Origin of the sequence: Candidatus Erwinia dacicola, from assembly GCF_001756855.1 — a bacterium.
GTDB lineage: Bacteria > Pseudomonadota > Gammaproteobacteria > Enterobacterales > Enterobacteriaceae > Erwinia > Erwinia dacicola.
Genome location: NZ_MAYS01000204.1, coordinates 1 through 11,021, shown reverse-complemented (window position 1 = coordinate 11,021; position 11,021 = coordinate 1). Strand labels below are relative to the sequence as shown.

The following is an 11,021-nucleotide window of genomic DNA, read 5'->3' as shown; positions in this document are numbered from 1 at the left end:
AGCCCGTTGGTATGCTCATTCAAACCGCGCTCCTAGGAATGGTAAGGCCGCGCAATAAACTCGCATAAAGTATTGGCTGCAATGTTTCTGAAAGCGGCAACCACGGTTTCTGCACGTTTATTGGACAGCTTCCGAATGATGACGGTTTTTAGGGCCTTATCTACGAGAGTAAGCAGGAATGACTTCTGGTCTTTGCCAAAAATGGTGTCAATCTCAAAATGGCCAGGTTTCTGTTTGAGTTCGGGTTGTAGTGGCACACTGATACTGGCCCCCTGAATATCCAGACAGGTAGATACTCTTAAAATAAGAGGTAGTCTTAAAACTATGGCGTGCGCAGCTGTCGCTCTGTATTCACCGACCGTCAGACTGGCAGGACAGACGTCGTCAGCGGTATCATGACGATAAGGTGCTTATAGCCCGGATAGTGAAACACATCGCTGAACTATCAACCTACGGATACCGCAGGGTCTGGGCGCTTCTGCACAAGGAAAGCGAAGATGAGGGAGCAGAAACAGTGAATGCCAAAAGGGTTTACAGAGTGATGCGCGATAATCATCTGCTCGATAGAGTTCCTGAGCGACAACGGGTCATGTTATACGGCGAAAGAAACCAGAGCGTTCAGCAGGCAACTAAATCTGGAGCAGAGAACAACCGCGGTGCGGAGCCCGCAGAGCAACGAAATGGCGGAAAGCTTCGTGAAGACAATGGAACGGGACTATATCAGCGTAATACCGAAGCCAAACCGTAAGGTGGCTCTTATGAACCTTGCCGTTGTCTTCGAGCATTATAATGATAAGCATCCCCACAGTGCACTGGAATACCGCTCACCACGTGAGTATCGTCGCCGGCGCGAGTCGTTAACTTAAGAGTGATCTGGTGTCTGGATTTATAGGGTTAAATCCACAGACAATGACTTATGCGCACCTTGTCCCTGATTACCTTCAGGATGCAGTGATGCTTAACCCACTGATCGGTGGCCTTACTGTCCACGGGTTGACCACAGACAAGTAAGTCTAGATTGCTCATAGCTGCTTTATCACTGCGGCGTGAAAAAGTTGTTTTTTTCGCGCCACCAATTAGGAAACCAGTGTACCATCATGTTTTTAATAGGTTTTATTCATGATTCTATCTTTAGAAAAAACTGGGCCATGGTAAGAGGGATATATTTTGTTTGATGTAGAAAAACAACTCCGGATCCTCGTTGATGAAAATATGCCGTACGCCCGTGAACTGTTTAGCCGTACCGGTGATGTGGTTGCAGTGCCGGGTCGCCCCATCCCGCAGGCCGAACTGGACGATGCGGATGGTTTGATGGTGCGTTCGGTAACCAAAGTGAATGCTGAACTGCTGAAGGGCAAGCCAGTAAAGTTTGTTGGCACCGCCACGGCGGGCACCGACCATATTGACGAAGAGTTCCTAGGCGAGCAGGGCATCGCGTTCTCCTCAGCGCCCGGCTGTAATGCCATCGCCGTGGTCGAATATGTCTTCTCCGCACTGCTGCTGCTAGCCGAGCGCGATGGTTTCCAGCTGGCGGACCGCACCATGGGTATCGTCGGCGTGGGCAATGTTGGTGGTCGCTTACAGGCGCGGCTGGCAGCGCTGGGCATCCGTACCCTGCTGTGCGATCCACCGCGCGCCGATCGTGGTGATGAAGGTGATTTTCTTGCGCTCTCTGAGCTGGTAGAGCAGGCCGATATCCTGACCTTCCATACTCCGCTGTTCAAACAGGGGCCCTATCAGACCCTGCATATGGCCGATGCAGCCCTGCTGCTGGCGCTGAAGCCGAATACTATTTTGATCAATGCCTGCCGTGGCCCGGTGGTGGATAACGCGGCGCTGCTGAACGTGCTGGGGCAGCGCGATGACCTGAGCGTGGTACTCGACGTCTGGGAGTCGGAGCCTGAACTGTCGTTGCCGTTGCTGGATAAAGTGGATATTGCCACTGCCCACATTGCCGGTTATACGCTGGAAGGCAAAGCACGCGGCACCACGCAGGTCTTTGAAGCCTGGACGCAGTTTATTGGACAGCCGCAGCAGGTGGCGCTGGATACGCTGTTGCCCGCGCCGGAATTTAGCCGCATCACGCTACATGGCTCGCTCGATCAGGCAACGCTGAAACGTCTGGTGCATCTGGTGTATGATCTGCGCCGCGATTATGCACCGCTGTGCCACGTCGCTGCGATACCCGGTGAATTCGACCGCCTGCGTAAGAATTATCAGGAGCGCCGCGAGTGGTCTTCACTGCAGGTCGAATGTGATAACGCCGAGGCTGCAGCGCTGCTGAACAGGCTGGGCTTCAACGCCATTAGCCATTAAGTCTTTATTAAGTCATCCAATTTAAAATTTCCGTTTCATCACGGGATTTTTCTGAATCTTAAGGCGATGAAATCATCGCCTTCTACTTTTGTGTCATTGTCTGGAGTAAACCACCATGTCTGACGGCTGGAATATCGCGCTCTTAGGTGCGACAGGCGCAGTAGGGGCAGCTTTACTGGAATTGCTGGCGGAACACCAGTTCCCGGTTGGTGAGTTATACGCGCTGGCAAGCGGAAGAGGGGTATTTTGGCCGCCAGCTGGCGTTCAACATGCTGCCGCTGGTCACCGATGCGGAAGGCAGCGTGTCGCAGGAGTGCCGCTTGGTGGATCAGGTGCGAAAGTGCTGCAGGACGACGGTTTGCCTATCGCGGTTAGCACCGTGCAGGCACCAGTGTTCTACGGTAACACGCAGATTGTGCAGATTGAAAACCTGCATCCGGTCTCGGCTGAAGAAGCGCGTGAAGCGCTGCAGCAGGCGGAAGATATCAACCTGACCGATGAAGATAATTTCCCGACTCAGGTTGGTGATGCCTCTGGCAGCGCGCATCTCAGCATTGGCTGCGTGCGCAACGATTACGGTATTGCCGAACTGTTACAGTTCTGGTCGGTGGCCGATAACGTACGCTTTAGCTGCGCGCTGATGGCGATCAAAACCGCTGAGAAACTGGTGCAGGAGTATCTGTACTGATGTCCGACAGCACTGTGCCACAGCCGCTGACCAAGCTGGCGCTGGGCATTGAATATGACGGCAGCCGCTATTACGGCTGGCAAAAACAGAACGAAGTTCGCAGCGTGCAGGAAAAGCTAGAGAAGGCTCTGACGAAAGTGGCCGATCATCCGGTGGTGGTGTTCTGCGCCGGGCGCACCGATGCCGGGGTCCACGGGACCGGGCAGGTGGTGCATTTCGAGACCCGCGCTCAGCGTAAAGATGCTGCTTGGACGCTGGGTGCTAACGCCAATTTACCGGCAGATATTGCGGTGCGCTGGGTTAAAACGGTAGCGGACGATTTTCACGCCCGCTTCAGCGCCACAGCGCGCCGTTACCGCTACGTGATCTACAACCAGCGTCTGCGCCCGGCGATCCTGTCGGGGGGTATCACACACTTCTACCATCCGCTGGATGTCGAAAAGATGCAACATGCCGGGCAGTGCCTGCTGGGCGAGAACGACTTCACCTCGTTTCGCGCCTTGCAGTGCCAGTCACGCACGCCGATGCGCTATGTGATGCACCTCAACGTCAGCCGGGTTGGCGCTTACGTGGTGGTGGATATTAAAGCTAACGCTTTTGTGCACCATATGGCACGCAATATCGTGGGCAGCTTGATGGAAATTGGCTGCGGGAATCAGCATGAAGGCTGGATGGCTGAGCTACTAGCGGCGAAAGATAGAACGCTGGCAGCGGCAACCGCGCGTGCCGAAGGTCTTTATCTGGTCGCAGTGGATTATCCCGCATGCTTTGAATTACCCCGTCCACAGATGGGACCACTGTTCCTTGGGGATTAACCCTGACTTGGAGTATTAAAGGAAGCCTGTATGGAATTGATTCGTTTTGTTGTCGACTTCATTCTGCATATCGACGTCCACCTTGCGGAGCTGGTGGCACAGTATGGTATCTGGATTGACGCCATTCTGTTCCTTATCCTGTTCTGCGAAACCGGGCTGGTGGTGACACCGTTCCTGCCGGGGGATTCCCTGCTGTTTGTTGCCGGTGCGCTGGCCGCACTGCCTGACAATGAGCTGAACGTGCACATCACGGTGGCGCTGATGGCGGTGGCGGCTATTCTCGGCGATGCGGTTAACTACACGATTGGCAGATTGTTTGGCGATAAGCTGTTCAGCAACCCGAACTCAAAAATCTTCCGTCGCAGCTATCTCAATAAAACCCATGAATTTTACGAGCGCCACGGCGGCAAAACGATTATTCTGGCACGCTTCATGCCGATCGTGCGTACTTTCGCGCCATTCGTGGCTGGAATGGGCAAAATGTCCTATCGTCATTTTGCGCTGTACAACGTCGCGGGCGGGCTACTGTGGATGCTGCTGTTTATCTATGCGGGTTACTTCTTCGGAAACCTGCCTGCGGTGCAGGATAACCTTAAATTATTGATTTTGTTGATTATCCTGCTGTCCATTATGCCGGGTGTTATCGAAGTATGGCGTCATCGCCGTGCGGTACGTCAACAAAAACAGTAACAAGAAAAATCATCAGATCTGTCACCCCCATACCAGATTTTTATCCACAGTGACGGGTGGTTATGGTTTAATAAGCGACAATTTATGGTTTGCGTTGCCGCCCGGCGTGGCAACGTAGAAAAGAAAAACTGGTACTTCCCAAGAGAAGTGCTAGGTTCAAACGGAAAGGTCATCAATGAGCTGGATTGAACGAATTCTCAATAAGAGCACAACCGCCCCATCGCGTAAAGCAAGCATTCCTGAAGGGGTTTGGACCAAGTGTGACAGCTGCGGGCAGGTTCTTTACCGTGCCGAGTTGGAGCGCAATCTCGAAGTCTGCCCGAAATGCGACCACCACATGCGTATGCATGGTCGTGACCGTCTGCACAGCGTGCTGGACGAAGGTTCAATGACTGAACTGGGCAGCGAACTGGAACCCAAAGATCTGCTCAAGTTCAAAGATTCAAGAAAATACAAAGATCGCTTAATCGCCGCTCAAAAAGAGACCGACGAAAAAGACGCGCTGATCGTAATCAAAGGCACCCTGCACGGGATGCCGGTTGTGGCTGCCGCGTTTGAGTTTTCCTTTATGGCCGGCTCGATGGGTTCTGTGGTCGGAGCGCGATTTGTGCGTGCCGTTGAGCAGGCGCTGGAAGATGGTTGCCCGATGATCTGTTTCTCTGCCTCAGGCGGTGCGCGTATGCAGGAAGCGCTGATGTCGCTGATGCAGATGGCGAAAACCAGTGCGGCCTTGGCGAAGATGCAGGAGCGTGGTTTGCCGTATATTTCCGTGCTGACTGACCCGACCATGGGCGGGGTTTCTGCCAGCTTCGCGATGCTGGGCGACCTCAACATCGCTGAACCGAAAGCGCTGATCGGCTTTGCCGGCCCACGCGTGATTGAGCAGACCGTGCGTGAAAAATTGCCGCCGGGCTTCCAGCGCAGTGAGTTCCTGATCGAGAAGGGTGCGGTCGACATGATCGTGCGCCGTCCGGTGATGCGCTTCAAGCTGGCCAGCCTGCTGGCTAAGTTCATGAATCTGCCTGCACCGCAGGAAGAAGTGATCACTGAAGCCTCTGCTGTTCCACAGAGCCTCGAGGTCTGATCGATGATGAGAAAGGGGCCGCAGGTTCCTTTCACCAATGAACCGTAACTTTGTGAACGGGACACATGGATAATCTTCCTCAAGCCACGTCGCCCCTTGCTACTTGGCTTTATTATCTTGAGCATTTACACTCTCAGGCTATCGAACTTGGGCTGGATCGTGTCGAGCGCGTTGCCACCTCGCTCGACCTGCTCAAACCTGCCCCCATGGTCTTCACCGTTGCCGGTACCAACGGTAAAGGCAGCACCTGCCGAACTCTGGAAACTGTGCTGATGGCTGCAGGCTTTCGCGTGGGCGTTTACAGCTCCCCGCACTTGGTGCGCTACACCGAGCGCGTGCGCATTCAGGGGGCAGAGCTAGCCGAGTCAGCGCACACCGCTTCGTTTGCGGCAATTGAAGCCGGGCGTGGCGCAACCTCGTTAACCTATTTTGAATACGGTACCCTGTCGGCGCTCTGGCTGTTTAAGCAGGTGCAGCTGGACGTCGCGATCCTCGAAGTTGGCCTCGGCGGGCGCCTTGACGCCACCAATATCGTGGATGCTGATGTCGCAGTGATCACCAGTATTGCGCTGGATCACACCGACTGGCTGGGGCCGGACCGTGAATGCATTGGCCGCGAAAAAGCGGGCGTGTTCCGTGGCGGCAAACCGGCCATCGTCGGCGAACCAGATATGCCGCATACCATCGCTGATGTGGCTGCCGGGATGGGCGCACTGCTGAGCCAGCGCGATCGTGACTGGTCATATCAGGCAACCGCACAAGGCTGGTCTTTCCAGGATGCCCAAGGCCGCGTTGACCATTTACCTCTGCCGCAGGTGCCGTTGCCCAATGCCGCCACCGCGCTGGCTGCGCTGCGCGCCTCCGGGCTGAAGGTCGATGAAACGGTGATCCGCATGCATCTGCATCAGACCATTTTACTGGGCCGTTTTCAGACGGTGTCAGAGTCACCGCGGGTGATCCTCGATGTGGCGCACAATCCCCATGCGGCGGCGTATCTGGCTAGCCGACTGGAGGAATTACCGCACGCCGGGAAAGTTCATGTGGTGGTCGGTATGCTGCACGGCAAAGATATTGCCGGTACGCTGGCCTGTCTACGTCCCCAGGTTGATGCCTGGTACTGTGCGCCGCTTGACTGCCCGCGCGGTGCCAGCGCGGAGCAGCTGATGGCGTATCTGGATGGCGCACATGTTTTCACTTCGGTGACGGCGGCGTATCAGCAGGCGCTGCAGCAAGCTGCAGAACAGGATATTGTGCTGGTGTGTGGTTCATTCCATACCGTCGCGCAGGTCATGGAAACGGAGAACGGCAGTGGCCAGTAAGTTTCAGAACCGTTTAGTCGGAACCATCATCATTGTCACGCTGAGTGTGATCGTGCTGCCCGGCGTGCTCGATGGTAAGAAAAAACACTATAAAGAAGAGTTTGCCGCAATCCCGCTGGTGCCGAAACCGGAAGATCCGCAGGAAACGGATCTCGTTCCGCCTGTCACGCAGTCGTTGCCCGCTCAGCCGCCGTAAGGGGCAGGTGCCACGGCACCGGGCAGCAGTGAAAGCACCTCACAGGCGGACAGTGGTTCCACCGTGCCGCAGTAGCGCAATCAGCCGACCGTCGTCACGCCGCCGCCAGTGCAGCAGCAGCTGCCGAAAGTGGTGGAGAAACCGCTGGCGAAATCGAAGCCAGTTGTGAAGCCGAAAGCGGTAGAAAAACCGGTCGAGAAGCCAATCGAGAGAACGCAGCCGAAGGAAGAAGCACCGACAGCTGAAACCGCACCAAGCGGTCAGGCCTATGTTGTTCAGCTCGGCGCGCTGAAAAATGCCGCTAAGGTGAATGAGATTGTCGCCCAGCTAAGTTTGTCGGGCCATCGCACCTTTACCGTGCTTTCAACGCCGGTTCAGGGGCAGATCACCCGTATTTACGTCGGCCCGGATGCATCGAAGGCTAAAATGCAGGTGTCAGCCAGCCAGCTGCAGAGTATCTCCTGCCTCGGGGAGTGGTGAAGCCTTACAGCGCTCGCTAATACCCGTCATACTTTTGCTGCAGATGCGTTAGTTGCCCCTGTTAATTCCAGTCACATAGTGGTCTATGCTCTTGGGGATTCGCGGGTTTGCCGCCTTCCTGCACCCAAAGTAGGTCCTAGGAGGGGACTCGAATTATTTAGGGTATTAATTGTTTCATTCCGAATTAACGCCCGGAACGGCAGCGCTGTCGTTCCGAGCGTTAATTCGGATTGATACTGGCAAATCAGGGTATTGCGTTGAGGCGTGCTGACGGCCGAAATCGTGGCGCGTCTATGGATTTTTTCCACGTCGGCGATTATTTAAATCGACGTGGGGAAACCCTACGCAAACGTTTTCTTTTTCTGTTAGAATTCGCCCCAAACGAGCTGGATGGCTGGATTCAAGGGCATTGTCACTGGAAGAGTTCATGGTCCGGATAGATTACGTCATTATCGCGGTTGTTGGTTTTTCGGCTCTTGTCAGCCTGATCCGTGGGTTTATTCGGGAAGCTCTTTCTTTCGTCACTTGGGGTTGCGTATTTTTTGTCGTCAGTCATTACTACTCCTTCCTTGCCGTCTGGTTTGCAGGATTTGAAGACGAACTAGTTCGAAATGGAATTGCCATTGCGGTGTTGTTTATTGCCACGCTGATTGTCGGGGCAATCGTCAACTATGTGATCGGGTCGCTGGTTGAAAAAACCGGCCTGTCGGGTACCGACAGAATACTGGGAGTCTGTTTCGGGGCATTACGTGGTGTGCTGATTGTTTCAGCGATGGTGTTCTTCCTCGATACATTCACCGGTTTTTCCAAAAGCCCGGACTGGCAGCAGTCTCAGCTTATTCCCCAGTTCAGTTACATTATCAGGTGGTTTTTTGATTACCTGAAAAGCACGTCGAGTTTTTTGCCCCAGTAATCGCATTGGGGTCGCGGCTTATAAGGAAATGTCACTATGTGCGGTATTGTCGGGATCATCGGATTCATGCCGGTCAACCAGTCGATTTATGATGCGTTAACGGTGCTTCAACACCGTGGGCAGGATGCCGCAGGCATCGTTACCATTGATGCATTGAATTGCTTCCGTCTGCGTAAAGCAAACGGCCTAGTCAGCGATGTATTTGAAGCCCGTCACATGCAGCGTATGCAGGGCAATATGGGTATCGGCCACGTGCGCTACCCAACGGCAGGAAGCTCCAGTGCTTCTGAAGCCCAGCCTTTCTATGTGAACTCCCCTTACGGTATTACCCTTGCCCACAACGGCAATCTGACCAACGCCCAAGAGCTGCGCAAGGCATTGTTCGAAATTGGCCGCCGTCATGTGAATACAACGTCGGATTCCGAAATTCTGCTGAACATCTTTGCGCAGGAAGTGGACCGTTTTCAACACTACCCATTGGAAGCCGAAAACATCTTCTCCGCTATTGCTGCCGTACACCTGAAAGTGCGCGGAGCTTATGCCTGCGTGGCGATGATCATTGGTCATGGCCTAGTGGCATTCCGTGACCCGAACGGCATCCGCCCATTGGTGATTGGTAAACGCGGTATGGTCGATGGCCGCACCGAGTATATGGTCGCTTCCGAAAGCGTGGCACTGGATACTTTGGGCTTTGAGTTCCTGCGCGATGTGGCACCTGGCGAAGCAGTGTACGTTACCGAAAAAGGCCAGCTGTCCACCCGTCAGTGCGCGGAGAACCCGAAATACAACCCATGCCTGTTCGAATATGTCTACTTTGCGCGCCCGGACTCTTTCCTTGATAAGATCTCCGTGTACAGCGCCCGCGTGCTTATGGGCACCAAACTGGGGGCGAAAATCGCCCGCGAGTGGGAAGATCTCGACATCGATGTGGTTATCCCCATTCCAGAAACCTCCTGCGATATCGCGCTGGAGATGGCGCGTATTCTCGATAAACCATACCGTCAGGGCTTTGTGAAAAACCGCTACGTTGGCCGCACCTTTATCATGCCGGGCCAGCACCTGCGCCGCGGCGCGGTTCGCCGCAAGCTGAACGCTAACCGTGCTGAGTTCCGCGGTAAAAACGTGCTGCTGGTGGATGACTCCATCGTGCGCGGCACCACCTGTGAACAGATCATCGAGATGGCGCGTGAAGCCGGGGCGAAAAAAGTTTACCTCGCTTCTGCGGCACCGGAAATTCGCTTTCCGAACGTTTACGGTATTGATATGCCAAGCGCCACTGAGCTGATTGCTCACGGGCGTGAAGTGGAAGAAATCCGCCAACTGATTGGTGCTGATGCGCTGATCTTCCAGGATCTGAACGACCTGATCGAAGCGGTGCGTGAAGAGAACCCGGATATTGCCCAGTTTGAATGCTCAGTATTTGACGGTATCTACGTCACCAAAGACGTCGACCAACAGTACCTAGAGTATCTGCAGTCGCTGCGTTCTAACGATGCGAAGGCGATGCAACGTCAGAACGAAGTTGAGAACTTGGAAATGCATAATGAAGGCTAAGCTTAGGTAAATACGCTAAGATAAGCCGGAAGTGATTCCGGTCCATTTTTTAAGGATTTTGTATGAAGCGACTCATTATTGGTATTTCTGGTGCCAGTGGGGTGATTTACGGCATCCGCACGCTGCAAGTTTTGCAGCAGGTGAGCGGGGTAGAGACCCATCTGATAATAAGCCAAGTCGCGCGTCAAACGCTAGCGCTGGAGAGTGATTACACCATGCGCGAGATTCAGGCGCTGGCCGATGTGGTGCATGACGTGCGTGATATCGCCGCCAGTATCTCTTCCGGCTCATACAAAACCGAAGGCATGGCTATTCTGCCTTGCTCAATGAAAACCCTTTCAGGAATTGTTTACAGCTACAGCGACGGCCTGCTGATGCGTGCGGCGGATGTGGTGCTGAAAGAGCGCCGTCGTCTGGTGCTGTGCGTGCGTGAGACCCCGCTGCACCTCGGCCATTTGCGCATGATGACCACCGCCGCTGAACTGGGGGCGATTATAATGCCGCCGGTGCCGGCTTTTTATCATCGTCCACAGGGCATGATGGACATCGTTGACCAGACGGTAAACCGCGTACTCGACCAGTTTGATGTCGAGCTGGACGAAGATCTGTTTACGCGCTGGCAAGGTGCATAGCGCCAAAGGATTGCACTGATTAAGTGCAAATGTTGGTGCTGAATCCCTTTTCGTGCAAGTTGTGCACCAATATGAGTCATAGTTGCTTCCTGCCGCTCACAAACCTGCTATACTGTAGTGGCACACTGATACTGGCCACCTGATCGGAAGGTGATATTCTCACCTTCCCGACACCACAGGTGACCCAATGGCTAAACATTTCACGCTAGAATTTAAGCTCGAAGCGGCGAAGTTAGTTGTCGACCACGGCTATACCTACGTTAAGGCCGCAGAGGCTGTCGCTACCGATGTAAAACTGGCCCACCTGCCGATGTAAATCTGACCCACCCAGGGT

9 protein-coding genes and 4 pseudogenes are annotated in these 11,021 nt (G+C 54.3%); all 13 read left to right on the top strand.

The window, feature by feature from the left end; all coding sequences use genetic code 11:
* Window positions 1-328 precede the first annotated feature (328 nt).
* Window positions 329-866 (top strand): annotated as a pseudogene (locus BBW68_RS19620) (integrase core domain-containing protein); the annotation flags it as partial.
* A 301-nt stretch (window positions 867-1,167) separates the two neighbouring features.
* The gene (pdxB, locus tag BBW68_RS06360; RefSeq protein WP_261791481.1) at window positions 1,168-2,316 is read left to right on the top strand and encodes a 4-phosphoerythronate dehydrogenase PdxB; all 1,149 of its coding nucleotides are present in this window, start codon (window positions 1,168-1,170) and stop codon (window positions 2,314-2,316) included.
* A gap of 115 nt (window positions 2,317-2,431) precedes the next feature.
* Window positions 2,432-2,506 (top strand): annotated as a pseudogene (locus BBW68_RS20570) (hypothetical protein); the annotation flags it as partial.
* Window positions 2,507-2,546: 40 nt separating this feature from the next.
* A pseudogene (locus BBW68_RS06355) lies at window positions 2,547-3,004 on the top strand (Asd/ArgC dimerization domain-containing protein); the annotation flags it as partial.
* Entirely contained in the window at window positions 3,004-3,819 is an 816-nt protein-coding gene (truA, locus tag BBW68_RS06350) for a tRNA pseudouridine(38-40) synthase TruA (protein ID WP_070134477.1), read from the top strand. The pseudogene BBW68_RS06355 and the gene truA, both read left to right, overlap by 1 nt.
* A gap of 30 nt (window positions 3,820-3,849) precedes the next feature.
* Window positions 3,850-4,509 (top strand): DedA family protein, encoded by a 660-nt coding sequence (locus BBW68_RS06345; protein WP_070134476.1) that lies wholly within the window; start codon window positions 3,850-3,852, stop codon window positions 4,507-4,509.
* A 175-nt stretch (window positions 4,510-4,684) separates the two neighbouring features.
* On the top strand, window positions 4,685-5,593 hold the full coding sequence (gene accD / locus BBW68_RS06340) for an acetyl-CoA carboxylase, carboxyltransferase subunit beta (protein WP_070134475.1): 909 nt from the start codon (window positions 4,685-4,687) through the stop codon (window positions 5,591-5,593).
* A gap of 65 nt (window positions 5,594-5,658) precedes the next feature.
* Window positions 5,659-6,912: a bifunctional tetrahydrofolate synthase/dihydrofolate synthase gene (folC, locus tag BBW68_RS06335; protein WP_070134474.1), complete on the top strand. Its 1,254-nt coding sequence runs from the start codon at window positions 5,659-5,661 to the stop codon at window positions 6,910-6,912.
* A pseudogene (gene dedD, locus BBW68_RS06330) lies at window positions 6,902-7,608 on the top strand (cell division protein DedD). The gene folC and the pseudogene dedD overlap by 11 nt, the downstream one beginning before the upstream one ends.
* A 407-nt stretch (window positions 7,609-8,015) precedes the next feature.
* A complete protein-coding gene (gene cvpA / locus BBW68_RS06325; protein WP_070134473.1) occupies window positions 8,016-8,501 on the top strand; it encodes a colicin V production protein in 486 nt (161 codons plus the stop codon).
* 36 nt (window positions 8,502-8,537) lie between these two features.
* A complete protein-coding gene (gene purF, locus BBW68_RS06320) occupies window positions 8,538-10,055 on the top strand; it encodes an amidophosphoribosyltransferase (protein ID WP_070134472.1) in 1,518 nt (505 codons plus the stop codon).
* 62 nt (window positions 10,056-10,117) lie between these two features.
* On the top strand, window positions 10,118-10,687 hold the full coding sequence (locus BBW68_RS06315; RefSeq protein WP_070134471.1) for a UbiX family flavin prenyltransferase: 570 nt from the start codon (window positions 10,118-10,120) through the stop codon (window positions 10,685-10,687).
* A 187-nt stretch (window positions 10,688-10,874) separates the two neighbouring features.
* On the top strand, window positions 10,875-11,003 hold the full coding sequence (locus BBW68_RS20160; RefSeq protein WP_276325377.1) for a hypothetical protein: 129 nt from the start codon (window positions 10,875-10,877) through the stop codon (window positions 11,001-11,003).
* Window positions 11,004-11,021: the final 18 nt, after the last annotated feature.